The sequence below is a fragment of the Catenuloplanes japonicus genome (genome assembly GCF_000717135.1).
GTDB lineage: Bacteria > Actinomycetota > Actinomycetes > Mycobacteriales > Micromonosporaceae > Catenuloplanes > Catenuloplanes japonicus.
Genome location: NZ_JNXY01000015.1, coordinates 107,263 through 132,378, shown reverse-complemented (window position 1 = coordinate 132,378; position 25,116 = coordinate 107,263). Strand labels below are relative to the sequence as shown.

Below are 25,116 nucleotides of genomic sequence, written 5' to 3'. Positions count from 1 at the left end.
CCGGCGGACGTCCCGATTCCAGGTAAGCGCAGCGGCCCGTCACCACAGATCGCCCCGCTCGTCGACGTACGTGCTCGGCGTTCCGGTGAACACGCGACGCTCCGGCAGGCCGTAGGCGAGGTTCAACGTGTCCAGCCGATAGGCCCACTCGCCGCCGCCACGGCCCCCGAAGGCGAAGCGATAGTTGACCTGCCACCGCAACCACTGGCCACGGTCCAGCCACACCGCGGGCGGGCGCCACACCCGCGGCACCGCGGACGACTGAAGGTTCACGGTCACCCGGAGGCGATCGCCGACCTCGTCGAACCCGACCTGCGTATGACGGCCGGTCGAGTCCGGCCGGTGCCGGCTCGCCGGATCGCTCGGTGCCGGCACCCGGGGCACGAAGTCCTCGGTCTCATCGATGAGCACCTCGTGCACCGCGGGATACGGCGCGGGCGGCAGCGGCAGGCCGACCGGGGCCGCGTTACGCCGGGCCGCCCAGGGCCCGCCCCGGGACTTCTTGCTCCACGAGGTCTCCACCCACTGCACCACGACGTCCATGCCGACCATGGTGTCGGTCCGGATCGACACACACCAGCGACTTTCGGCGGCCTGCGCGCCCACGGCGTACCCCCGGAATGATTTTGATCTTGTAGTCTGCGCGGCCATGGGAAGTCACTGCAATTACGCGGTCATCCGGGGCGGCGTCGCCCAGCGGTACTCGCAGAAGTCCGGGGAGGGCCTGGACCACTACTTCGCGCTCGGGCCCGAGCTGGTGCTGCGCTGGATGGACCGGCTCGGGACCGACTACCAGCGGGGGTGGTGGGCGGAGGACCCGATCTGCGAGGGCGCGGTCGTGGTCGACGCGGACCGGCGCAGGCTGTTGCTCTACACCAGCCTGCCGGCGTTCGGGCTCGCCGCGCGGTTCGCCTACCGGGCCGCGCTCCTCGACGCGTACGCGCGCACCTGGGCCGGCTGGGAGGTGGTGTGGAACTACGAGGGCGCGGCCGCGTTCGCGACCGCCATCGGTGAGGACCCGGCCGTCGTCCGGAGCCCGCCCGGGTTCTACGGCACCCTGCACCCGTACCCGGACGACGCGAAGCTCTTCCCGGACGAGATCCGCAGCATCGTCACGGTCGGCGACCACGGGTACGCGCTGAACCACGACACCATGGACCCGTGGCTGCTCGGACCGGCCTTGATCGGCCTGCTCGACGCGGAACCACGAGTCACCGCCGCCACCTCCATGCCGGTCAGCGGCCTGCACCTCGACCCGGAGCGACGGCGTGCCGGCATCTGGAGCATCGAGGCATACAAGGGACTGACCGAATGGTGGCCGGAGCGGTGGCCGGGCTGGGAGCTGGAGCTCTGGGGCGACGACCACACACGACAGCTCGCGGCCGCACCATCACTGACCCTGCCGCCGATCGACCTGGACGCGGCACTGCACGAGCTGGCCGACCGCGTCCGGAACCTCACCCCGGTCGAGGAGACGATGCGCGCCCAGGAGATCGACGTGGACTCGTTGCGCCGGCACAACTTCGCCGGCATGCGGCCGTGGCTGGAAGCGGCGATCACACCCACCGAGGTCGAGGCCGTAGCCGCACTGATCCTCGACGCCGGCCTGATCCGCGACCTCAGCAGTTGGACAGGACGTAGGTGATGGTCTCGATCAGCGCGGCCGCGGCCGGGCGGTCATCGGCGCGGAGCGTGTCGCGCAGTGCGTCCAGGCGGCCGACGAACGCGGCGCGGTCGATCGGGTCCACACAGTCCGGCGGCGCGCTCGCCGGGTCCGGGCGGGCGGTGCCGGTGACCCGCTCGACCTTCGCGAGGATCGCCTTCAGCGTCCCGTCGGTGCCCGGGTCCGCGGCGGCCTCGCGCTCGGAGAGGGCCAGCACGTCGAACGCCGCCTCGAAGACGCCGGTCACCGCGCGGTCGACCGCGGTCTGCGCGCCGGCGCGCAACAGCTCCAGCGCCGCCGGCGGGCCCATCCGTCCGGCCAGCACGATCTGGAACAGCAGCCCGTCCAGGGCGAACCGTTCCTCGCGGCCGCCGGGCCGGGCCAGGAAGTCGTAGGCGAACGACGCCGGGACCGGCCCGCCGGTGTAGGCGGGCTCGACCTCGAGGACGCCGGTCGCCACCGGGACGAGCCGTTCCGCCGGCCCGCTGTCCAGGCCGAGCGCGACCCGGAAGCCGGCCAGTCGCTCCCCGTCGGGCCCGGTGCCGATCAGCGTGTCGAGCGCGGCCCGTACCCCCGGGTCGGTGAGCTGGTCCGCGTGCCGCCGGTGGTACCGGGCGGCGTCGTCGCCGGCGGTGAGCAGCCCGGCGAGCACCGGCGGCAGCGCCGTGCCGTGCGGTGCCGCCGGCAGCGCGGCCGCGGTCCGGAGCAGGTCGGCGGTGAGTGCCGGCGCCTCCGCCGCCACGGTTCCGTCCTGGTCGATCAGGCGCTGCACCACGTCGAGGTCGGCGGTCACCGCTGGTTGGATCGTGATCGGCCGGTACCGCTCGCGGAGCACGGCGAACGCGTCGTTGGTGGCCCGGGTGCCGAGCGTGGCGACCACGATCGGCGCCTCTCCCCACCACTCGTGCTCCCGCAGCGCGTGCTCCAGGCCGTCGACCGCGTGCGGCGTCCGGCCGCTCAGGTCGACGGTCAGCAGCGGGCGGCCGAGTCCGGTGGCCATCGCGGTGAGGTCGCCGGTGGTCCAGGGCCCGATCGCGCGTGGTGCCGGGACCGGGCGGGCCGGCATGCCCCGGCCGGACCACAGCGGTGCGAGCACGTCCACGACAGTCGGATCGAGCTGGATGAGGGTGGCCGCGGCCTGCTCGAAGAGGTGACCGAGGCCCTCGGCAGCGTTCTCCAGGCCCGCTACGGCGGTGCGCCAGAGCACAGCGGCGTCCGAGTTCGGGAACCGCTCCAGCACCGTGCCGATCCGGTCCGCCGCCTCGCCGACATGACCGCGCAGCGCGTCGCGCTTCGCCTCGGCGTCGAGGCCGCGCAGGGCCGGGGGCAGTGAGGGCGGGTCGTCGTACCGGACGGCGGCGCGGAAGACTGTGGTGCTCTGCCCCTGCGGGCGACGCCGCACCCAGACGAGCACGGCCCGCTGGTCCTCCTTCGACGTCAGGGACGCACCGGAGGCGCTGGCCTCCGCGTTGCCGCGATTGTGCTCGTAATACCGCACCGCATGTGCCGGAAGATGCTGGGCCGCCAGTGCCGGTTCCAGGCGTCCGCGCACCGCCTCGACACGGCGGTCGGCCGTCCTCGCCGCTCCCACGCCGAGCCAGCCACCGCGTCCGCCGCCTTCCACATGCAGATCCAGCGGTACGCCGGTGGCGCGCGACAGATCGGCGACCCGGCCGGCGATCCGGTCCACCGCCACGGCCGCGTCCCGGCTGAGGTCGTGCCGTTCGGTGTCGAACGGGATGCGCTGCGGGACCAGGCGCTCCAGCGCGTCGATCGCGGGCAGGGTCACGGCCGGTAGCGTCTGGCGTTCTCGCGCGAAAGTGCTGCGGGCGACATCGGTCAGCGTCCGGTGGTGGGCGATGCCGTCGACCACCGACTGCAGGCGCTCCCCGTACGAGCGCACCTCCATGACGACCAGCGGCAGTTCCCCGTTGCCCCGGTCGGGGGCCGGCACCGCACCCACGTTCAGGCTGCGGAACTGGTCGACCACCACCTCCGCGAACGGGTCGTCGGGAGAGCCTCGAAGTCCCCGCTGGAAGTAGGTGTGCGCGGTGCCCCCGAACAGCCGTTCCATGCTCGCCGGGTCCTCGCCGTGGTGGGTGCGCACCGGGTACGGCACGTCCGCGAAGCGGGTGGCGCCCATCCTGCGCAGCAGGGGTGCGGCCCGCTCGTCGAGCTCCTCGACGGTCCGCTGGACCCGCTCCCGGAACGCGTCGGCGAGGTGGACCGCGTCGTGCCCGAGATGGTCGCGTACCGGCTGGGGCAGTTCGTCCACGACGAAGGCCATCGTGTTGCGCCCGGCGACGGCCAGGTTGTCCTTCCCGAGGCCGGCGTAGACCACCCCGTGGGCGATGCCCGCGGCGTTCGAGTACAGCAGCGCGAGATATCCGGCGAGCTGCCGGGCGTGCGGATCGAGCGCGACCGGCCGGGTGAGGCCACCGGCCGGGAACGGCACCGAATCCTCCCAGCCCGCACCCAGGTCCCGCCGGGCCAGGAAGCGGGCGGCCGCGTAGTCGCCGAAGGCCAGGGCCGCCTCGAGGTGGCGTGCACTGCCCGGCCGCCAGGTGTGCTCCAGCACGTGCTGAAGAAACTCACGCAGGCCACCCGGCGGTACGCCGACGGTGTGCTGGAACCGCGCCCCGGACTCGCTTCCGACCGGGCGGCCGGCCACCACCGCCCCTTGACCGGCCTCGGTGACCCGGAAGCCGTCCGCTCTCGGGAACATGTCGGCCAGTCGCAGGCCCCTCCCACGTGCGTCGGCCCGGCGTACCTCCGCGGCGCGCAGCAGCGGTTCCACGTCTGCCAGCCCGACATAGTCGTCCTCGCCCGGCACCGTACGCATCACGCCGGTCACCAGCTCGGGAATGATCCGGTACACCCGGGTCGGGTTGCGCTGGCCGTTCGCGCGGGCCACCTCCGGCGTCCGGTAGAGCACTCCGTCCCCGCCGAGGTAGAGATCCTCCTTCTCGGCGACGATCCGGAAGAGGCCGCTCCGGTGGATCACCAGTTCGCTGGCGTGCCCGAGCGTGTCCTCCACACCGTCCGGGAAGATCAGCAGGTCGGGGAACTCCACCTCGAGGCCGGACCCGGCGTAGTCGACATGGCCGGGCGGGTCGAGCAGAGCCGCCGCGGTCGTGATCGCCCCGGACGCGGCGATCGGGATTCTCCGGCCGGACTCGTCGGCGACCAGCGCACGCATCGACACACCGCCCGCGGCCGGTCCGCCGCCGGTCAGCCGCTCCCGCGCCGTGCGGTGCCGGGTGATCCGGGCGCCCTCCTCGGCGGTCAGGTCCACCCAGCGCAGGCCGTCGGCCACCCGGTAGGCCGCGAGCGCGTGCCCCAGGCCGCCCGGCCTGCTCACCAGCACGAACGCCACGCTGCCCGGCGCGCGGTCGCGGAGCGCGGCCTCGATCGCGTCGACGGAGCCGACGAGCGGCCAGCCGTCCGCCGAGCCGAACTCGTTGGCTCCGCGCCTTGTCCCCAGCCGGATGTCGTCCCGGACCTCACCGGCCCGGATGCCGTCCGGGAACAGGCGGTCACGGAACCGGTGCAGCAGGACGGTGCAGGCCAGCACGTCGGCCGTGGTGCGGGTCTCCGCCACCTCGGCGACCAGCGTCTCCAGCCGGGCGAGCGCGGCATCGGACACCGGACCGGCCTCGGCCGCAACGCTCCCCGCCGAAGCGTTCTCGAACGTCACGAGCCCGGCCGAGGCGTCCACAGGCGCCGCGAGCCCGGCCGAGGCGTCCACGGGCGCCGCGTTCACGGGCGTCACGTCCCTGGTCGGGCCGGATGGGGCGGCGGTGCTGATCGGGCGGCCCCGCGCGTCGACGCGCAACGCGGCCGGGCCCTGGCCGGGCAGGGCCCGCAGCAGCGAGATCGCGTCGTCCGGCGGCATCACCCGGATGGCGGTGTCGCCGTCCAGTTCCGGATCGATCCAGGCCAGGCCGTCCGGGCGGGAGACCAGCCAGCCGAGCCGGGGCCGGCCCGCACCGTCCGGATCGGCCCGGACCAGCGCGCCCGAGCCGGGCGCGGCGACCAGTCCGGACACCAGCTCGGCGGCGTTCACGGCCCGCTGGTCCCCGCCCCAGACACCGGTCACCTCGTCCGCGCCGAGCGGGCGGGTGAGCCGCAGCAGCGCGGCCGGGTCGGCGTCGGCCGGCACGCCGAACAGCGCGATCCCGGCCGCGAGCGCGTAGGCGGCGCCGGCCCGTTCGCGCTGCTCGTCGCCGGGCATCCGCAGCGTGACGCGGAGCTCGTCGCGGATCGCGGCGGCCCTGGCGACCAGGCCGGTGAGCCGGTCCCAGGACGGGGAGGCGTCGTCCAGGGCCGCCCGCAGCGTCTCGCGGGCGGCGGCCTGGGCGCGCGGCAGCACGCGTACCGCCACGGGGTCGTTCTCGGTCTGCAGACCGGCACGGTCGAGCGGCACCACGCGCGGGGACGACGTCAGATCCGGCCGGTACGACGCGTGCTTGCTCAGCCCGAACGTGTCGGTGACGCCCTGCCAGGCGTCCAGGTCGGCGTGCTCGCCGGGGAGCGTGCCGAGAACGTACCGGTCGCGGACCGGCGCGGCGATCTCGGAGAGCCGGCGGCGGACCCGTTCGACCGCGTCCGCCCTGGTCCGGGTCGCCTCGGTGACGAACACCGCGGTCGCTCCGGGTACCCGGCCGGCCTGTAGCGCACCGGTCAGCGCCACCGCGTCGACCGGCTCGGTCATCGGACCGTCGACATAGAACACACCGCCCGGAACGGTGACGAATCGTCCGTCGGCACAGATCAGCCGCAGGTCCACGTCGCGTTCTCCTCCCCCGGCGCCGCCACCCGCGTGCACCGTCGGTCGGCTTCTACTCGGCGGGCACCCCACGGTTCACCTCCGCAGCGCAAGAAGGACATTCGTCACTCCGCGGCCAGATCCGCCGCAGGGCCCGCCCACGGTGCTCCGACGCCTCGATCTCTGACGAGAATCCGGCAACGACCCGGAGCTACCAGGACCACAACTCCGTGCAACGTCCGCAAACGGGGTGCAGCGATGGTGATGGGACGCAAATGAACGGCCGTGAGATTGCCATCGCAGCGTCTTCCTACCTATACGACACGAAAGAATTCACCACCGGAAGGCATATGCAGTAATCGTTGATCAGTTCTATCAACCATTTCACCGATGGCATTCCGGATCTACCGCTCACGGCACGGCACCAGGGACTTGGATACGAAAGAGCAGGCAGAAAGCCGGAGATTCGATCGATCACAGAAACACGGAGCCGACAGCCGAGCACCGATTACGGATTTTCCCGCACCCGCCCTTCCCCTCGTCGCCCCAGGGCCGATACTTTTGTTCCATCGAGGGGAATGAAACTCGCTGCCGACGCGTGACTCACGTGTATCACCAGTTTCGGTAACCGCTCGCCGCCTGTTGTTCGATATGCAAACCGGCCGGAGGTATAACCATTCATGCGTACACGACTGACCGTCGTGCGTATCGCGGGGGACGGTGTCGGGCCTGAGCTCGTCATGGCCGGCAGCCGCTTGGTCGAGGCGGTCTGCGGCCTTGTCGACTGGGTCGACAGGCCTGCCGGCTTGTCGGCCTTCACCAGGTCGGGCACGACCATGCCTCAGGAGACGCTCGACGCGGTACGGCATCACCGGCTTGCGATCAAGGGACCGTTCTCGACGCCGAGCGGTGGCACCGTCCGGAGCGGGAACTTCTATCTGCGCCGGGAGTTGGACCTGTTCGCATGCCTGCGCCCGCTGCCGATCGACGCCGCCCGGCCGGTGCTTCTCGTGCGGGAGAACGTCGAGGACCTGTATCCGGCAGCCGAGAGCATCGTGGGTACGGATACCGCGTTCGCGGTCAAGGTCGCCACCCGGGCCGGGTGCGAGCGCATCGCCAGATACGCCTTCGATCTCGCCGTACGGGAGGGACGCTCACTGGTCAGCGTCGTGCACAAGGCGAACAATCTGAAGCTGACGGAGGGCATGTTTCTCCAGGTGGCGGAACAGGTCGGCCGGGACTATCCGCAGGTGCGGGTGGAATCGGTGCTCGCCGACACCGCTTGCGGGCGGATGGTGCTGTCCCCGGACTCCTTCGACGTGATCCTCACGAGCAACACCTTCGGTGATCTGCTGAGCAGCATCGGCGCCGCGGTGGCGGGAAGCCCGGGGGCGGTCGGCAGCCTCAACAGCGGTCACGGGGCTCACGTCGCGGAGGCAGCACACGGTGATGCCGCCGAGTTGGTCGGCCGTGACCAGGTCAACCCGCTGGGGTTCTTCGAGTCCATCCGTCTGATGCTGGCGGCCGCCGGGCTGCCCGAGGCCGCCCGCGCCGTCGGGCAGGCGCTCGCCACGGTCCGCGATCAGCGTTTACGCACCCTCGATCTGGGAGGTTCGGCACGCTCCAGCGAGGTGACCGAGTTCGTCTGCGCGCAGGCGGTACGCGCGGCGGCCGCCACATGATCGAGGACGCGACCGTGTCCGCCGGATGGATGCTGGCCGCGGCGTTTCAGGCACGCGCGGCGACCCGCGGGGTGACGGTAGGCCGGATCGAGGAGGCGGGCCCGCCGGTCCTCCGCTGGTCGCAGGACGGGCGTCCGCACCGGTACGCACTGCCCGGTGAGGCGGCGATCCGGCGGGCGACGGTCCGCGCGGTGATCACCGCGGTGATCGGCAGCATCCGGCCGGCCGGTGCCCGGGTCACCGGAACAGTGCTTGTCCCGGCCGCCGGTTGCTGCGAACCGGCCGGTGCCGGACCGGTCAACGCGGTGCGTCTGCTCTCCCCCGAGGTGCTCACCGATCCGGTGGAGGCCTGGCTCGCGGCGCTGGCCGTCCAGCACACCCGGTGCTGGACGTTCTCGCTCACAGTGTCCGGACCGGGGCTGCACGGGGCTCTGCTGCGTTCTGACGGTGACGTACGGGCGCTGCCCACGCAGGCGGCCACCGATACCGCCCGTGCCGTGGACCTGCTGGCCGCGACGTCAGCGGGCAGTGCCTGGCCCGGTGTGCACCTGCTGCGGTTGTCGTCCGCGCTGCCGGACTCGTGTCACGTGGAGCTGGTCTGCGGTGATACGCCGGTGCTGGACCTGGTCCTGGAGCGGCTGTCCCGCGCGCCGGGGGCACGCTGATGCGGGTCGGCGTGGTCGGTCTCGGGGTGATCGGGCGCCGTACGGTCGCGGCGGTGCTGGGTGATCCGCGGCTGCGGTTGCGTGGTGTGGCGGTGCGCAGTGTCCCTGCCGCGGTGTCCGTCTTCCCCGGCGTGCGCTACTTCGCCGACGATCCTCAGGTGCGGGAACTGCTGCGGCAGTCCGGTGCGGTGGTGGCCGGCGCCTTGGCGGATCTGCTCGCCGACACCGATGCGATCGTCGACGCGGGACCGGCCCGCAGCGGCGCATCCCGCGCTTCGGCGTACCGCGTGGCCGGTGTGCGGGTGGTCTTCTGCGGTGGCGAGCGAAGTGCCGATCTCGGCCCGCTGGTGCACCCTGATCTCAACGCCGATGCGATCCGGGACGCTGCTGTGGTGCGTCTGGTCAGCTGCAACACCACCGCGCTGTCGCGGATGATCGCCGCTTTCGGTCCGGCAGAGGTGTCCGGCGTCGAGGCCACGGTTCTGCGCTGCGCCACGGATACCGACAAGGCCGGCAAGGGCCGCGCCGACGGTCTGCTGATCGGTGCGGGCTCCTCTCATCATGGGGCCGACCTCGCGGCGCTCCGTCCGGGTCTGCGCGCGGTCTCGGCCGCGGTCACCGTGCCGATGGTCTGCGGGCATGTCATTGATCTGCGGGTGCGTTGCGGGCCACCGTTGCACGAGCTCCGTCAACGGCTGGCGAGCAGGCCCCGCATCTGCCTGCGCGAGCCGGGCGAGTCGATCGACACCGCCGTGCTGCGGGCCGAGGCGGGGCGTAACGGCCGGCGCTGGGGGCAACGCTTCGAGCTGGTCGTCCGGCCGCCGGCCGATCTCGACCCGGACGGGCGCAGCCGGTGGTGGCTGGCCCTGGACAACGAGTCCATCACCGTCCCCGAGTTGATGGACGTCCTCGGTATCTGGTCCTCCCCCGACAGTACGGATTGGCAGCCGGCCACCGACGCCCGGCTGGGCATCGGCCCGCCATACGCACAGTAAGGATCACGATGACGCCCGATCGACAGTCATCCTCGCGCCGGTTGTTCGACGGCGCAGGTTTCGTCCGGCTTGTGGGCGTGCACGACGGTCTCTCCGCCCTGCTCGCCGAGGGAGCGGGGTTCGAAGGTCTGTGGCTGGGCGGTTTCGCGCTCTCCGCGGCGGCGGGACTGCCGGACGCGGGCCTGCTCACGATGACCGAGGTACTGGCCGAGGCCCGGCGCGTCCGGCAGGCGTCGTCCTTGCCGCTGGTCGTCGACGTCGACGCGGGCTTCGGTGACCTGAACGTGGTGCAGCGGATGGTGCGGATGTACGCGCGCGCCGACATCGACGCCGTCTGTCTCGAGGACAAGAAGTATCCGAAGCGCAACAGCTTCCGCGACGGACACGTTCTGGAGCATCCGCACCGGTTCGCCGAACGTATCGCGGTCGCGTCGGCGGCGCGGGCAGGGACGTCTCTTCAGGTGATCGCCCGGATCGAGTCGTTCATCGCCGGCGCCGACCTGTCCGATGCCGTCGAGCGTGCCGTGCTGTACCGGGCCGCCGGCGCCGACGCGCTCGTCATTCACAGCCGTGCGCGGACCTCGCACGAGGTCGCCGCGTTCTGCGCCGCGCTACGGCTGACCGGGGACACCGGCCCGATCCTGGGCATCCCCACCACCTACTTCCAGTCGGGCCAGGACGAACTGCGGCGCATCGGCCTCAGCGGAGCGATCTACGCCAACCAGGTGCTGCGCGCGTCGGTCCAGGCGATCGCCGCCCTGCTGCGGGTGCTCGATGCCAGCGGTTCCACCGCACCCGCCGAGGCGAGCCTGGCCAGCATCTCCGACGTCTTCGCACTCGTCGGCACGGATGACCTGATCGGTGACAGCCCTTGGCGCGATCTGCACCAGATCTGGGCCGGCACCGGCACGGCGCCGTCCTCGCAGCGGACGGCAGTACAGGAGGAGGAACAGTGAGAGACGACGTGATCGTCGAGGACACGACGTTGCGTGACGGCGAGCAGGCGCCGGGTCTGGCGTTCGACGTCACCACGAAGCGCCGGATCGCCGACGCGCTGATCGCCGCCGGTGTCCGTTGGATCGAGCTCGGCATTCCCGCGATGGGTGGTCAGGAGCGCGAATTCGTGGCCTCCATGGCCGAGCGACAGGACGAGGCCCGTCTGGTGGCGTGGAACCGGGGTGTGCGCGCCGATGTGGAGCTCAGCCTCGATCTCGGTATCCGCACCGTGCACATCGGGCTGCCGACCTCCGAGGTGCATCTGGCGGCGTCGGTGGGCAGGGATCGCGACTGGCTGTTACGGACCGCGCGTGACCTGGTGGCGCTGGCGAAGGACCGCGGCGCATTCGTGTCGATCAGCGCCGAGGATCTGGCGCGCACGGACATGTCGTTCCTGCAGGACTACGCCGGCACGGTTGCCGAAGCGGGCGCGGATCGGCTGCGGTTGTCGGACACGATCGGGGTACTCACGCCGGAGCAGTACGGCGCGCGGGTCGCCGGTGTGGCCGCCGCTGCCGCCATCGACCTGCAGTGCCACGCGCACAACGACTTCGGGCTCGGTCTGGCCAACACGATCGCGGGTCTCCAGGCGGGCGCCCGCTACTTCCACGCCACGGTCAACGGTATCGGTGAGCGCGCCGGCATGGCCGACCTCGCCCAGGCGTGCGTGACGCTGCAACTGCTGTACCACCGGGATCTCGGCGTCGACCTGGCCCGGCTGTCCCGGCTCAGCGCACTGGTGGCCGCGGTGTGCAGGCATCCTCCGGCGCCGTGGCAGCCGATCGTCGGCGGCAACGTGTTCGCGCACGAGTCCGGGATCCATGTGCGTGGCATGCTCCGGGACACCTCGACGTTCGAGCCCTTCCCTCCGGAACTGGTGGGCGGGACCCGCCGGTACGTGCTCGGCAAGCACTCCGGCCGGGCGCTGGTCGACCACCTGCTGCGCGCCCGTGGGATCTCCGCGTCCGCGGACGAGGTGGCGGATTGCCTGGCCGAGGTCCGTGACGCCGCCATCGCGCGCGGCGGCGCCGTGTCCGGCGACGATCTGGCGGACATCTACCACCGGCTGCGGCTCGTACCGGAGGCCCGGTCATGAAGTCGTGGCTCGCCGACCTGACGGGTAGTGCCGCGAGACGGCAGTTCGTCGCTCTGGCCGGCATCGCCCGCGCGGTGCCCGGTCTGTGGTCGGCGCCGCCGGTCGTGCGGCTGCTGGCGGAGAACCTCGCCCGGCAGGCGGTGCACCGCGGCGACGAGGACGCTCGGGCGGTCCTGTCCGTCGTGGCCCGGATGGCCGCGGGCGAGCGTGGGATGCCGCTGGCGCTGATGCCGACCCGGGTGCTGTTGCAGGACCATTCGGGTATCCCGGTGCTGGCCGACATCGCCGCGCTGCGCACCCGTCGGGCGGCTGCGGGGTTACCGCCGGAGGATCTGGCACCGAGTCTGCCGGTGGACCTGGTCGTCGACCATTCGGTGGAGGCGTTCGCGGCCCGCACCGGTAACGCGCTGATGGTCAACACCGCGCGGGAGTTCCAGGTCAACGCCGAGCGGTACCGGTTCCTGCGCTGGGCAGCGCGGGAACTACCCGGTTTGAGGGTCGTGCCGCCCGGCACCGGGATCGTGCATCAGGTCAACCTCGAGCATCTCGCCACGGTCGTCTGCACGGACGATGCCGGTCTGCTGGCCCCGGAGTTCGTCGTCGGCACGGATTCGCACACCACGATGACCAACGCCCTCGGCGTCCTGGGATGGGGTATCGGCGGGCTGGAGGCGACCGGCACGCTGCTCGGTGAGCCGCTCACCGTCGCCTGCCCGGACGTGGTGGCAGTCGTGCTGAACGGCCGGATGCCCGCCGGGGTGCTCGCCACCGACCTGGCGTTGACGTTGACGCGCCTGCTGCGCGCAGAAGGTGTGCACGGTGCGGTGGTGGAGTTTCACGGACCCGGCGTGAGAGCCCTGCCGGTACCGGACCGGGCCACCGTGGCCAACATGGCCCCCGAATACGGTTGCACGGCGGCGTTGTTCCCGGTGGACACCCAGACGCTGCGATATCTGCGCACGACGGGACGGCCGGCGGACCACATCGCCCTGGTGGAGGCCTACACCCGGGGACAGCGGATGTTCGCCGCTCCGCCCGGCGATCCCGCCGGGTACCGGCAGGTGATCACCGTCGACCTGTCCGACCTGCGACCGTGTGTCGCGGGCCCGCGCGGCCCGGCCGACCGGATCGCGCTGCCCGACCTGGCCGATGCCGTGCGCGCGGGCCGGCCGGCTGGACCGGTCCCTGATCGGCCGATGCTACGCGACGGTGACATCGCCATCGCCGCCATCACCAGCTGCACCAACACCGCGAATCCGGCGGCGATGGTCGCGGCCGGACTGCTCGCCCGCCGCGCGGCCGACCTCGGCCTCACGGTCCCTGGCTGGGTCAAGAGCAGCCTGGCGCCGGGCTCACGCAGCCTGACCGGTTTCCTGGATCGCCGCGGCCTGCTGGCTCCGCTGGCCGCGATCGGATTCGAGGTGGTCGCGCACGGGTGCACGACCTGTATCGGCAACTCCGGGCCGTTGCTGCCGGAGTCCGCGCGGGCGGTGGCGCAGGGCCGCGAGCTCGTCGCGGTGCTGTCCGGCAACCGCAACTTCGGCGGCCGGATCCATCGGTCGATCCGCGCCGCGTATCTGATGTCCCCACCGCTGGTCGTGGCGTACGCGCTCGCCGGCACCGTCGCCGAGGATCTGGCCCGCGGGCCGGTGGCGTTCGGGCCGGACGGCGTGCCGGTCATGCTGGACCAGCTGTGGCCGGACGCGGACGAGATCTCCGCGACGGTCGCCTCGATCCGGTCCGAGGACTTCGCCGCCGATCACCGGCACCTGTTCGACGGCGACGAGGCCTGGCGCGCGCTGCCGGCCACCGGCGGTGCCCTGTACGGCTGGCAGCAGGACTCCACCTACCTGCGCCCGTCACCGTTCATCATGGATCCGACCGGCGTGCCACCCGATCGGTGGGACGAGGCGAGGGTCCTTGTGTATGCCCCGGACGGGACGACGACCGACCATATCTCGCCCGCGGGTCAGATTCCCGCGGACTCCGCCGCCGGTGGTTTCCTGACCCGGCACGACGTGCCGGTCGCAGAGTTCAACACCTATGGATGCCGGCGCGGCAACGCCGAGGTGTTGCTGCGCGGCACCTTCACCAATCCGACCTTCGTCAACCGCCTGGTCCCGGACCGGCCTGGTGGATGGACCCGGCATCTCGGCTCCGGTGACATCACGGACCTGGTGTCCGCATCCCGTCGCTATGCGGCCGAGGGCGTTCCGCTGCTCATCCTCGCGGGACGTGATTACGGCATGGGTAGTTCGCGCGACTGGGCCGCGCGCGGTCCGGCTCTGCTGGGCGTCCGCGCCGTGCTGGCCGGCGGATTCGAGCGCATCCATCGCCGGAACCTCGTTGACGCCGGCATTCTGCCGTTGCAGTTCCCCATCGGCGGCGGGCCGGAGGTGCTCGGCCTGACCGGTGAGGAGAGCTTCATGATCGAGGGCCTCGGCGACGTGACGCCTGGCGGGCAGGTCGCCGTGTCCTGCACCGGTGGCGCTGGCACGCGACGCTGGATGATGCGGGTCTGCCTGGACTCGCCGGCCGAGCACGAGATCTGGCGTGCGGGCGGCCAGCTGGCCCGGTTCGCACACCAGGTGACGTCACCAGTGGCCGAGGGCCGCCGATGACCTCCTCACGTTCGCCCGCGGCGCGCGGACGGTCACCGCGGCACCGCGGCCACGCGCTGCTGCGGATGGCCGGCCGCAACCGGACCGTCCTCGTCGCGGTGGCCGGCGTGCTGCTGACGATCGTCGCGGTCCGGTGGCTCGTGCCGGACCAGGACCTGCGGCGCGCCGCGGAATGGATACGTCAGAACTGGCTCAGCGCGACCGGCGTGACGATCCTCATCTCGGTCCTCACGGTGATAGCCCCGATCTACAACGACCGCCGCCGGATGGTGGCGGACCGGCGCCAGGCCGTGCTCGCCGAGGACCGGCAGCGGGTGGTGCTGCTGCGCCGGCACTGCCGGGTCGACGACGCCGGCCGGCTGCCGACGCTGGCCGCGCTGTCCGATCCGATCATGCTCGGGGTCCATCCGGCGGCGACGATCTCCTCCCCCGCTCCTGCGCCGCTGGACCTTCCGGCCGCTGTTCCCGTCTACATCCCTCGCGATCTGGATGCGCGCCTGGACGCGGCGCTGGCCGGTGGCGGGCTGGTCCTGCTCGTGGGTGATTCGACCGCGGGCAAGTCCCGGGCCGGGTACGAGGCGATGCGGAGGCTGCCCGGCGACCGGCATCTGCTCGTTCCTTACGAACGGGATTCGCTGCGCCAGTTGCTCGACGAGGGCCTGGAGTTCCGGGACACGATCGTGTGGCTTGACGACCTCGAACGTTTCCTCGGGCCCGGCGGGCTCGACACCGCACTGTTGCATCGAATCGTCGGGGACGGCACGCGCCGGGTCGTGCTGCTGGCCACGATGCGTGCCAGCGAGAGCACCGCGCGCTTCGCCGGCCACGACGGCAAGGGCCATCCCGGCGACCGGAACCTGTTGCGCGCGGAGCGGGATCTACTCGATCAGGCGACCCGGCTGGATCTGCCACGGCGGTTCAGCCGTGCCGAGTGTGATCGGGCGCAGGAGCGCGACTGGGACCCGCGCATCGCCGAGGCGCTGGCGCACAGCGGCCAGTACGGGCTCGCCGAGTACATAGCCGCGGCCCCGGTGCTCTGGCGGCGCTGGCAGGACGCCCAGGCCGTCGACAATCCGGACAGGTTGCGGGTGGGCGCGGCGATCGTCGCGGCCGCGCTGGACTGCCGTCGTGCCGGCCTGCGCCGACCGGTGCCACGGACGCTGGTGCGGATGGTCGCGGACATCTATCTCGACCGGAGGATCGTCGCCCGGGTCGACGAGCAGCTGTTCGACGAAGGGCTCGCCTGGGCGGCGGAAACGGTGCAGGCCACCAGTGCGCTGCTCACACTGCAGGCAGATGAGATCGAGGTCTTTGACTACCTGCTGGACACGCTTCAGGCGGAGAGCGCCGACCGGCCGGTGCCGGAACCGTTGTGGGCGCACCTGGTCGGCAGCCTGAACCCGGCCGATGCCTGGAGCGTCGGTATCGCCTGTTACTGGGCCGGTCGGCTGGAGTACGCCGAGCAGGCGTTCCAGTGCGGTCTGCGTGCTGAGGAGCGCGGGATAGTGGCGCAGGCCGCGGTGGGTCTGGGTGAGCTGGCGTTCCTGCTGGACCAGTTCGAGGAGGCGCGGCGCTGGTTCGGTCGCGCGGCCAACGTGGAGGCGACGCTCGGGGACGCGGGCGTGCGGCGCACCGCGTTGCAGCAACGTCAGGAGCTGGTGGAGTCGGAACGCTGGTACCGGCACGTGGCGGGGGTCTCCCCGATGGTGCCGCAGACCGGGCACTGGCCCGGCGCCGACGAGCCTGCGGGCCATCTCGTCATCGGGCACGAGCAGGTCACCCTGCACTACGACGGTCACCGGTACCGCCAGGTGACGCGCCGTGAGCTGCTCAACAACTCCCCGGAGGCGATTCATCGCTATCCCATCCGGGTTGCGGTGGATCGCTTCCCGGACGATCCCGACCGTTCCCGTCGGCACTACGGCGCGCACCCGCTGGACGTGGCGCACCTACGCCTGCGGGCCTGGTCGGACGGGCGTGAGATGGACTGGGAGGTCAAGCATGATCTGCCCGCCTTCAAGGAGATCTGGCTGTTGTTCTCCCGTGGCGGCGAGTCCTTCGCGCTGCCGCCGGGCGGGACGGGCGAGATCCTGTACGAGTACGAGGTGAGCGCGGATCAGTGGGGTCCGTGGTCGCAGCGCCCCATCCGCATCCCGACGATGCGGCTCAGTCTCGAGTTCAGATTCCCGGAAGCGTTACGTCCGTCGCTGACCGGGGCCGAGACGTCGCTGGTGGCGGTGTCGGCACCGTTGCGGGTGCGCCGTCGCACCGAGGACGATCAAACGATATTCAGCTGGCATGTGGAAGATCCGCCGCTCAACGCACGCTATCGATTCGAATGGACATTCAACCCGAACGACTCTTCCATTCCGGGTAGTGATCCTATATCAGGCGGGAGATCGCCGGGACCGGCATAGCACCCGTTCGAGCAATTTCCGTCCCCCTATACTCGTACGCGCATCAGGAGACATTCCGAACAGATGTCGCAAATGATTCTTGCATTCGGGCCTTCAAGGTGCTCCCCGTTCGCCTGAGTTCACGACTCATGACAAACAGAGGATCACTCATCACATGCTGACCGAGAAAAGACAGCTCAGGCCCGCCCCCGCGGGCTTCACCCCCGCACAGTGGGCGACGTTCCAGCGCGACGGCATTCTGATCATCCCCGACGCGCTCGGCGCCCACGAGGTCGAAACCCACCGTGACGCCGCGCTGCACTGTCTGCAGTCCCGGCCCCACACAAACGCCGGCCACACCCACAAGGTCGAGAACGTGGTCGCCGAAGACCCCGCCTTCACCCCGCTCATCGACCACCCGCGGCACATCGGATTCGCCTTCGACATCTACGGCGACCAGCTTCGCCTGGTACAGGCGGATCTTTTCCGCCGGCCACGGCAGGGTGCGATCAGCAAGTGGCACGTCGACGGGCCACGGGCGCTGCCATATCGGGCGTTCTCGCCGGTCCTGCCGCTCAAGCTACGCATCGGGTACTGGCTGACCGACCTGCCGGAGCCCGGTATGGGCAATCTGGTATATCTGCCCGGCAGCCACAATCCGGACTACGAAGGTGAGCATACCGGGCACGATCAATTGCCCGGTGAGCGATCTCTATGCGTCAGCGCCGGGACGATGACCATCTCGCACGCCAGCCTGTGGCACCGCGTGGAGGCCAATACCACTGATCACACGCGCCTCAACATCTTCTTGTCGTACACGCCGAGTTGGATTACTGGGTACTATCGAATGAACACGGACTGGTTGTCCGGCCTCACCCGCGAGCAGCAAATCATCCTGCGCGGATATGACCTCGACAAGGAATTGTTCAGCAGACCGCCCGCCGAGGACCTGCCACTCTTCGAGGACGGCGACGTGACGACGCACGCCGAGGCGGAACCACACAAGATCCGTCGGCGCACCCGGTACGAACGGCACCTGCGGGAGGTGGCGCAACCGTGACAGCGGCAGCCCTGCTCGGCAGGATGATCCCGTGGCCTTTCACCGGTGGACGCACCTTGCGCAAGCTCGCCTCGGCAACCGCTGCCGGCGATTCCGTGCACCACGTCTCCAGCCTCGTCCACAAGGCCATTCACGACAGGCTTCTGAAGCAGGCACCCGACGGTTCGTTCCTGCCCGCGACACCGATGCCGCTCCGGGTCGGAGACACGCCGGCGATCTGGTCCGAGCACGGCTTCGTCCCCTTCCGCGTCAAGCGGTGCGCGCTTCCCACGCCGCAGATCGCCGCGCTCAGCGTGATCTTCGAAGAGTTGCACCGCTCCCCGCGGTTACGGGCCGTCCCGCAATGGATCAGCGACGGCTGGGCACTCTCGCTGTACCTCGACGACGCGATCGACCTGCGCGCCACCGACACGCAGGACCACGACGACGCCGCGGCCGTGCACGAGATCTGTCTCGCGTCACTGCGGGCCTTCGCCGACCACGATGACGCCTTCCGTCACGCGCTCTCCCGCGCCGGATGTGCCGAGCCGCCGCGCTTCCCGGTGGCGCCGCGATATGCCCAGGCGCTACAGGAGGCCACCCGGGTCCTGACGCCGGAACATGCCCTTGACCTGCCCGACACGCTGCCGCCGGGCTGGGCCGACGGCCGGTGGACCCTCTTCTGCGACCCCAAACCGGCGAACTTCCTCGTTCCCGCCGCACGTCGCACGCCGCTGAGAGCCGATACCGAGGCGTTCCGCATCGATCTCGACCTGCTCTACTACGCGTGTCCCCTGGCGCTGCAGATCGTGCTGTCGCTGTTCGCCCACCCGGTCGTCTTCCCCCGGCCGGGCGAGGTACGAGGCCAGGTCGAATCGCTGCGCGCACGCGCCCACCTCGCCGGCAAGGACATGGGCGCGGAGGCGGACCACATCGACACGATGCTGCTCTACCACCTGCTGCGGAACTTCGCGACCGCCGCGAAGGACAGCGCCGCCGGAAAGGCCTCGGCCGCCCGTAAAGCCACCGGCATGGCCCCGGTGCTCGCGGCAGCGCTCCAGATCCTCCCGGCAGTGGATGCGCCGCACACCGTGGCCGCCCTGCAACGCTGGATCGCCAGCCGCTAGGCCGCATGGCGTACCGACGCGGTCCTGACGCTCGGCAGGACCGCGCCGATCGGCATGCTTTCCACACCACCAGAGATCGACGATCATTTGTATGTTCGTGGTACGGGCATACCCGAGCTAGGAGGCATCCGATGCGCAGTCTGTGCTGGATCGACGAGAACACGGGCTGGCTGCCCGACATCGGCGACATCGCCGACCCCGTAGCCCTCGGCGTGCACGCCGCCGTCAGCGGCGGTGAGCGCAGCACCCCGCACTACGTCGCTCGCGACATCGACGACGACCTCGACGACGCGCTGCGCCAGCACGGATTCGCACTCATCGTCGGCCACTCCACGTCCGGGAAGTCCCGCGCCGCCTACGAGGCCATGCGCCGGCTGCCCGCGCACTGGACCGTGCTGGTCCCCCGCGACGGCGCCGCCCTGCACACGCTTCTCGACGACGGCCTCGACCTCAAGGACACCGTCGTCTGGCTCGACGACATCGAACGCTACCTCGGCCCAGGTGGCCTCGATCCGCACCTGCTGCGACGACTGCGCGGTGACGACCCCACACGTGTCGTGGCTCTGGCCACCATGCGCGCCAACGAATACACCGCACGACTGTCCGACGGCGACAGCCCGGAACTGATGCGCGCCGACCAACAGGTCCTGCGCGCGGCACGCACCATCCACCTCGAAAGATCCCTCACTCCCGCGGAGCGCCGGCGTGCGCAGGAACTCGCCGCGGACCCCCGCATCCTCGACGCCGTCCGCCACGCCCAGCAGTTCGGGCTCGGTGAGTTCCTCGCCGCCGGCCCGCGCCTCTGGCGCCGATGGAAGCAGGCCATCACCGACACCGACCCCGCGGTACGGGCCGGTGCCGCCCTCGTCAGCGCGGCCGTCGACAGCCGGCGCGCGGGCCTGCTGCGCCCGCTGACCACCGACGAGCTGTTCGCGCTCCTGCCCTACTACCTCCCGGCGCCTCCGACGGACGGCAACGCACGTCACGCCGCGCTGGGCTGGGCCACCGACACCACGGGCACCCCCACCGGCCTGCTGCTCGACACGCCGGTCGGCATCGGTTCCTTCGACTACCTCCTGGACGAGGCCCAACGCGACCACGACCATCCGCCCGTTCCCACGGACGTCTGGAAACATCTCGTGCTGCGGGCCCGTCCCGCCGACGCCGTGCACATCGGCATGGCCGCCTACTGGGCCGGAAGACTCGACGACGCCGAACTCGCCTTCCGGGCCGGGCTGGACGCCACCGCCCCCGAGATCGTCACCCGCGCCGCCCTCGGCCTGTCCGAGGTCGCCCACCTGCTCGACCAGTTCGACGAGGCCCGGCGCTGGGCGCAGGTCGCCGCCCGGCGCGCCAGCACCGCGCAGACCGCCGCGGACCCCGTCATCCAGCATCGGGACCTGCTGGCCCGCTCCGAACAGTGGTACCGCACGGCCGCCGGAATCGACGCCGTCGACGGCGGCCGGTCCGGACCGGGCCGGCTGCGCGTCGAACACGAGCATGCCGCCATGCACCACACCGGCCACGGATACACCCAGCGCACCTATCGGCGCCTGACGAACGCCAGCGGGCAGACGTTGGACCGCTACCCGATCCGGATCGCCGTCGAGCGCTACCCCGACGACCCCGAGCTGTCCCGCAGCCACCATCGCCGGCACCCGCTCGTCACCGCCGACCTCGGAATCTGGGCCCGCTGCGACGGCCGCCGGATGACCTGGAGCGTCAGTCAGGACCGCGACGACTACAAGGAGATCTGGCTGCACTTCGCCGACGAGGACGGCACGTTCGCCGTCCCACCCGGAGGCCACGCCGACCTCGAGTACGGCTACACCGTCAGCGACCTGCAGTGGGGACCGTGGTCCCAGCGGCCCATCCGGGTACCCACGCACCGGTTCAGCGCGGAGTTCACCTTCGCCGAAGACCTGCGGGCGGTCGTGCACGGCACCGAGACCACGCTCACCGGCCGTACCACCGCCCTGCCCATCGCGGAGAATCGCGTCGACGGCCGCAGCATCTTCACCTGGGAGACCGCCGACCCGCCACTGAACTCCCGCTACCGGTTCAGCTGGCAACTGCGGCCCGGTACACGATCCGTCGCACCGTCACGCACCATCACCGCACTGACCGACGCCCTCGCCGAGCAGGTGCGCACGCTCGCCGGTGGCCTGCCCGCCCGCCAGCACGACACGCGCAGCGACCCGGCCGGGCTCGCCGCGCTCGAATGGAGCCTCGAACAGCAACTACTCGCCGCCGTACGGGATCTTCTCGGTCCCGTGCCCGTGCTCGCCGAGGAGTACCACCACCGGTACGGCGAAGCCGTCGACCGGAACGCGACCAGCAGATATCGGCTGGTGCTCGACCCGCTCGACGGCTCCACCAGCTATCAGCACGGCAGCGACACCTACGCCACGACCCTCGCGCTCTGGCAAGACGGCCGTCTCGTCTCCGGGATCGTCTACCAGCCCAGCACCGATAGTCTCTACCAGGCGCTCCGCGGCCAGCCACCGACGATCAACGGCGCACCGATCACCGCGCTCGCACCCACGACACGCACCGCGGCCGTCAAATCCACCGTCGCCACACACCCGTTCGTCATCGCCGCCCGGCAACGCCTCACCGCTCTCGGCTACACCACCGAGAAGGTCGAGTCCTCCGCGCTCAAACTCTGCTGGATCGCGGAAGGCAGACGGGCCGGCCTGATCAAACGCATCGCCGCCGACGACGAGCTGCTCCTGGAATGGGGCGTCGCCGCCGGAATGCTCATCTGCCATCAGGCGGGCCGCCACCTCACCGACTGGACCGGCGCCCCATGGCAGCCACGCGCCGGCGGACTTCTCGCCGGCGACGACACCTTCCTCACCGACCTGGACCTGTCTGCGCTTCAGTAGCGGGCGGGGACAGCACCGAGATCACGCGGCCGCACAAGGCCTCCGAGCCGGCCTGAAGGGATACCGCCCGTGCGAGTCCCGTCCGCGGGTCTTGTCGCACCCCTTCCGTAGACTTCGCCACCGTTCGATGCCAACGGAGGTATGGATGCGATTCGACCACGACTGGGACATGCCGGCGCAGTGGCGGGAAAAGCTGCTCCCGCGACGCGGCGGGATGCCGGTGCCGGCGCCCGTGATCGACCCGGCGGCGCCGGAGCGGCTGCGGCAGCTGCTCGCGACGCCCGCGCCGGACGGCGACTACGATCCCGGCCTGCTGGCCGAGGCGGAGGCGTTCGCGGCGGCGCTGGGGCGGCCGGGGGCGGAGCTGCCGGTGCGTGGCGCGGCCGCGGCGGCGCTGGTCCGGGCCGAGGCGATCGCGGAGTACCACAGCTGGCGCGACGAGCCGGAGCCGTCGGTCGCCGAGACGTGGATCGTCCGTGGCGGTGTGGTGTTCGCGGCCCGCGCGGTGACCGAGATGGCCGGGATGCTGTTCCATCCGCTGCGGTCCGAGGGCGCGCTCTGCCTGCGGCCGGTGTCATCGGCGGAGCGCCTGCGCTATCGGGACGACGCGTCACCGGAGTCGCTGCGTGAGGAGGACGAGCACGACGCGCTGTTCAAGCTGGCCCGGACGGTCCGCGTGCACCTGGCGGCCGCGGACGACGCCGTCTATGCGGAGGCGAGGTCGGCGCTGGCCGGCTACCGCGACCGCGAGCTGCCCCAGCGGATGATCGCGTCGTTCGTGCTCCCGGATCAGGACGGCTGGGTCGAGGAGGACGTCGCCGGGATCCCGGGCTGGTTCACCCGGTTCCCCCGGCATCGGCGGAACCCGCTGGTCGCGCTGCCGCTGTTCTCGGCGTCGTCGCCGGATCAGATCCGGCGGCACGTCGAGGCGGTCGCGGAGCTGGATCCGCGCGACGGCGGGCGGTACACCTGGGATTCGGTGGACAACCAGGTCGGCGGGGCGGCGCTGATCGCCACGCTGCTCGACGCGCTCGGCACCGAGGCGGTGTGGTTCCTGACCGAGGATCCGATCATTCGCCACCAGACCGGCCTGCACTACTGGTTCCACGGCGAGATGCGGTTCGACAACCTGGCCGCGCTGCTGCGGATCCCCGGGGACGAGTCGGTGCGGTACGTCATCCACCACACGCTGGCGGACCGGCAGAACGACTTCCACAAGCTCGGCCTGCTGACCCGCGATCCGGCCAGGGTGCTGCGCCTGCTCGCCGAGCCGGGCGCGCCACCACTGGCCGCGGACCTGCTCGGCATGCGGCTGCTCGCCGAGCCCGCGCTGCGTGACCTGCTGACCGAGGACGAGCTGGCCCGGGTCCCGCCGGTGGTCGGGGAGGAGATGGCGCGGCAGATCGGCGACACCCGCTGGCGCTACAACTGGGACGCCGACCGCGACCGGCTGATCGCCTGGCTGTCGTCGATCTCCACCGACGACGCGTTCCGGCTGCTGGCCACGCTGGCCCACCAGCGGCACATCCGCCCGGTCGTGGTCCGGCTCGCCGCCCGCCACCCGGACCGGGCGCTGCGGGTGCTGGCCGCCCTCGCCCCGGAGGACCCGGACGCGGCCGTGGTCGTCGACGACCTGCTGCGCAATCATGTGCTCACCCACCGCGGCCTGCTATCCGGTCTGGACGCGCAGGCGCAGGCGCGGGTCGAGGCGGTCCTCGCCGCGTACGACCCGGGCGGCCCGGACGCGGCGGAGCAGGCGCTCCCGGCCGTGTTGCGCGCCGACAGCAAGGCCAAGGCGCTCCCGCACTGGCTCGTCGTGCCGACGCTGCCCCGCATCCGGCTGCGCGACCGGGACCGCGGGGCACTGCCCGAGGCGGCGGTCCGGCGGCTGCTGGCGATGCTGACCCGGTCGACGTTCGCCACGCCGGATCCGGGGCTGGCCGAGGTGCGTGACGCCTGTGATCGGGCGGATCTGACCGCGTTCGGGTGGGCGCTGTGCGCGCAGTGGGAGCGGGTCGAGCATCCGTCCGGCGACAAGCAGGCGCTGTTCGCGCTCGGTTTCCTCGGCGACGACGCGATGCTGCCCCGGCTGACCGACGTGGTGCTGGGCTGGACCGAGGACGCGCTCGCCCGTGCGAAGATCGCTCTCGAGGTGTTCGTCGCGCTCGGCACCGACACCGCGCTGACCCACCTGCAGCGAATGGCCCGCACCGCGAAGATGAAACCGTTCCGGAAGTACGCCGCGTCGAAGCTGATCGCGATCGCGGACGCGCGTGGGCTGACGACGGCGGAGCTGGGTGACCGGATCGCCGCCGACCTGGGCCTGGACGCGAACGGCCGGGTCCCGCTCGACTACGGCCCGCGCCGGTTCTCGGTCGGGTTCGACGTGCGGCTGCACCCGTTGGTCCACGACGCGGACGGGCGCCGGCTCAAGGGCCTGCCCCGGGTCGCCGGCACCGACGATCCGGAGCTGGCCGAGGAGGCGAAACGCGCGTTCGCCGCGCTGAAGAAGGAGGCGCGGGCGCTGGCCGTCGAACGCGGCCGGGCGCTGGAGGACGCGATGGTCGCCGGCCGGTCCTGGCCTGCGCCGGACGCACGCCGGTTCCTGTTCGACCATCCGGCCGTGCGCTACCTGGCCCGCGCTTTGCTGTGGCAGGTGGCGGGCGGTCCGGCGTTCCGGGTCGCCGAGGACGGCACGCTCGCCGACGTCGACGACAAGACGCTGACGCTCGCCGACGACCAGCACGTCACGCTCTACCACCCGGCACTCGCCGGGCCCGACCACGCGACCTGGGCCGAGACGTTCGCCGACTACGAGATCTTCCAGCCGTTCCCGCAGCTCGACCGCGAGGTCTACCGCCCGGACGCGGCCCAGGCCACCGCGCGCCGCCTGCCGATGCACACCGGCCGGGACGCCGACCTCGACATCCTGCACCCGCTGGTCGCCCGCGGCTGGAGCTTCAACCCGCACGGCGGCGTCCAGCACGAATGGCCGGGCGGCTTCATCACCCAGATCACGCCGCACGACATCTCGGTCACCGCCCCGGACGCCGCCACGTTCGGCGACCTGCCACCGATCGCCGCCTCCGAGACGTTCCGCGACGCCTACCGGATCGCCCCCCGCCCCTGACCAGACCCTGCGCGGCCGGGCCGGTCAGTCCCCCGGCCCGGCCGCGCAGA

General features: G+C 71.5%; 14 protein-coding genes. 12 read left to right on the top strand and 2 right to left on the bottom strand.

The genetic code is table 11. From position 1 onward, the window contains the following. Positions 1–39: 39 nt before the first annotated feature. Complete coding sequence (locus tag OP04_RS21260) at positions 40–651, bottom strand: hypothetical protein (protein WP_198153920.1); 612 nt, start codon at positions 649–651, stop codon at positions 40–42. On the opposite strand from OP04_RS21260, the gene OP04_RS21255 reads away from it, so the two are divergent. Further along, complete coding sequence (locus OP04_RS21255; RefSeq protein ID WP_033341513.1) at positions 650–1,645, top strand: hypothetical protein; 996 nt, start codon at positions 650–652, stop codon at positions 1,643–1,645. The genes OP04_RS21260 and OP04_RS21255 overlap by 2 nt on opposite strands. On the opposite strand, the gene OP04_RS21250 is transcribed toward OP04_RS21255, so the two are convergent. Next, positions 1,620–6,452 carry a hypothetical protein gene (locus tag OP04_RS21250; RefSeq protein WP_033341512.1) on the bottom strand — a complete coding sequence of 1,611 codons (4,833 nt, stop codon included), beginning with the start codon at positions 6,450–6,452 and terminating at the stop codon, positions 1,620–1,622. The genes OP04_RS21255 and OP04_RS21250 overlap by 26 nt on opposite strands. A gap of 659 nt (positions 6,453–7,111) precedes the next feature. Here OP04_RS21250 and OP04_RS21245 point away from each other — a divergent pair. The 11 genes from OP04_RS21245 to OP04_RS49885 all read left to right on the top strand — a co-directional run bounded on the left by OP04_RS21245 (position 7,112) and on the right by OP04_RS49885 (position 25,066). After that, positions 7,112–8,113 carry an isocitrate/isopropylmalate family dehydrogenase gene (locus tag OP04_RS21245; RefSeq protein ID WP_033341511.1) on the top strand — a complete coding sequence of 334 codons (1,002 nt, stop codon included), beginning with the start codon at positions 7,112–7,114 and terminating at the stop codon, positions 8,111–8,113. Continuing rightward, complete coding sequence (locus OP04_RS21240) at positions 8,110–8,778, top strand: hypothetical protein (protein WP_033341510.1); 669 nt, start codon at positions 8,110–8,112, stop codon at positions 8,776–8,778. The genes OP04_RS21245 and OP04_RS21240 overlap by 4 nt, the downstream gene beginning before the upstream one ends. Continuing rightward, on the top strand, positions 8,778–9,773 hold the full coding sequence (locus OP04_RS21235) for a hypothetical protein (protein ID WP_033341509.1): 996 nt from the start codon (positions 8,778–8,780) through the stop codon (positions 9,771–9,773). Before OP04_RS21240 ends, OP04_RS21235 begins: the two co-directional genes overlap by 1 nt. 8 nt (positions 9,774–9,781) lie before the next feature. Beyond that, the gene (locus OP04_RS21230; RefSeq protein ID WP_085066642.1) at positions 9,782–10,729 is read left to right on the top strand and encodes an isocitrate lyase/phosphoenolpyruvate mutase family protein; all 948 of its coding nucleotides are present in this window, start codon (positions 9,782–9,784) and stop codon (positions 10,727–10,729) included. Then, a complete protein-coding gene (locus OP04_RS21225; protein ID WP_033341508.1) occupies positions 10,726–11,865 on the top strand; it encodes a homocitrate synthase/isopropylmalate synthase family protein in 1,140 nt (379 codons plus the stop codon). The genes OP04_RS21230 and OP04_RS21225 overlap by 4 nt, the downstream gene beginning before the upstream one ends. Next, the gene (gene acnA, locus OP04_RS21220; protein WP_085066641.1) at positions 11,862–14,486 is read left to right on the top strand and encodes an aconitate hydratase; all 2,625 of its coding nucleotides are present in this window, start codon (positions 11,862–11,864) and stop codon (positions 14,484–14,486) included. Before OP04_RS21225 ends, acnA begins: the two co-directional genes overlap by 4 nt. Then, positions 14,483–16,903, top strand: coding sequence for a hypothetical protein (locus tag OP04_RS49895; protein ID WP_051798486.1), 2,421 nt, complete (start codon positions 14,483–14,485; stop codon positions 16,901–16,903). The genes acnA and OP04_RS49895 overlap by 4 nt, the downstream gene beginning before the upstream one ends. A gap of 154 nt (positions 16,904–17,057) precedes the next feature. Continuing rightward, on the top strand, positions 17,058–17,942 hold the full coding sequence (locus OP04_RS21210) for a phytanoyl-CoA dioxygenase family protein (RefSeq protein WP_033341507.1): 885 nt from the start codon (positions 17,058–17,060) through the stop codon (positions 17,940–17,942). After that, positions 17,939–19,048: a hypothetical protein gene (locus OP04_RS21205; RefSeq protein ID WP_157240131.1), complete on the top strand. Its 1,110-nt coding sequence runs from the start codon at positions 17,939–17,941 to the stop codon at positions 19,046–19,048. The genes OP04_RS21210 and OP04_RS21205 overlap by 4 nt, the downstream gene beginning before the upstream one ends. A gap of 131 nt (positions 19,049–19,179) precedes the next feature. Then, positions 19,180–21,936 carry an inositol monophosphatase family protein gene (locus OP04_RS49890; RefSeq protein ID WP_051798484.1) on the top strand — a complete coding sequence of 919 codons (2,757 nt, stop codon included), beginning with the start codon at positions 19,180–19,182 and terminating at the stop codon, positions 21,934–21,936. A gap of 145 nt (positions 21,937–22,081) precedes the next feature. Further along, the gene (locus OP04_RS49885; RefSeq protein WP_051798482.1) at positions 22,082–25,066 is read left to right on the top strand and encodes a DUF4132 domain-containing protein; all 2,985 of its coding nucleotides are present in this window, start codon (positions 22,082–22,084) and stop codon (positions 25,064–25,066) included. Positions 25,067–25,116 lie beyond the last annotated feature (50 nt).

What these genes read in the sequence shown, in the direction of transcription:
- OP04_RS21240 (WP_033341510.1), top strand. Translation starts at nt 8,110, where the DNA reads ATGATCGAGGACGCGACCGTGTCCGCCGGATGGATGCTGGCCGCGGCG.
- OP04_RS21245 (WP_033341511.1), top strand. Translation starts at nt 7,112, where the DNA reads ATGCGTACACGACTGACCGTCGTGCGTATCGCGGGGGACGGTGTCGGG.
- OP04_RS49890 (WP_051798484.1), top strand. Translation starts at nt 19,180, where the DNA reads ATGCGCAGTCTGTGCTGGATCGACGAGAACACGGGCTGGCTGCCCGAC.
- OP04_RS21230 (WP_085066642.1), top strand. Translation starts at nt 9,782, where the DNA reads ATGACGCCCGATCGACAGTCATCCTCGCGCCGGTTGTTCGACGGCGCA.
- OP04_RS21255 (WP_033341513.1), top strand. Translation starts at nt 650, where the DNA reads ATGGGAAGTCACTGCAATTACGCGGTCATCCGGGGCGGCGTCGCCCAG.
- OP04_RS49895 (WP_051798486.1), top strand. Translation starts at nt 14,483, where the DNA reads ATGACCTCCTCACGTTCGCCCGCGGCGCGCGGACGGTCACCGCGGCAC.
- OP04_RS49885 (WP_051798482.1), top strand. Translation starts at nt 22,082, where the DNA reads ATGCGATTCGACCACGACTGGGACATGCCGGCGCAGTGGCGGGAAAAG.
- OP04_RS21235 (WP_033341509.1), top strand. Translation starts at nt 8,778, where the DNA reads ATGCGGGTCGGCGTGGTCGGTCTCGGGGTGATCGGGCGCCGTACGGTC.
- acnA (WP_085066641.1), top strand. Translation starts at nt 11,862, where the DNA reads ATGAAGTCGTGGCTCGCCGACCTGACGGGTAGTGCCGCGAGACGGCAG.
- OP04_RS21210 (WP_033341507.1), top strand. Translation starts at nt 17,058, where the DNA reads ATGCTGACCGAGAAAAGACAGCTCAGGCCCGCCCCCGCGGGCTTCACC.
- OP04_RS21260 (WP_198153920.1), bottom strand. Translation starts at nt 651, where the DNA reads ATGGCCGCGCAGACTACAAGATCAAAATCATTCCGGGGGTACGCCGTG.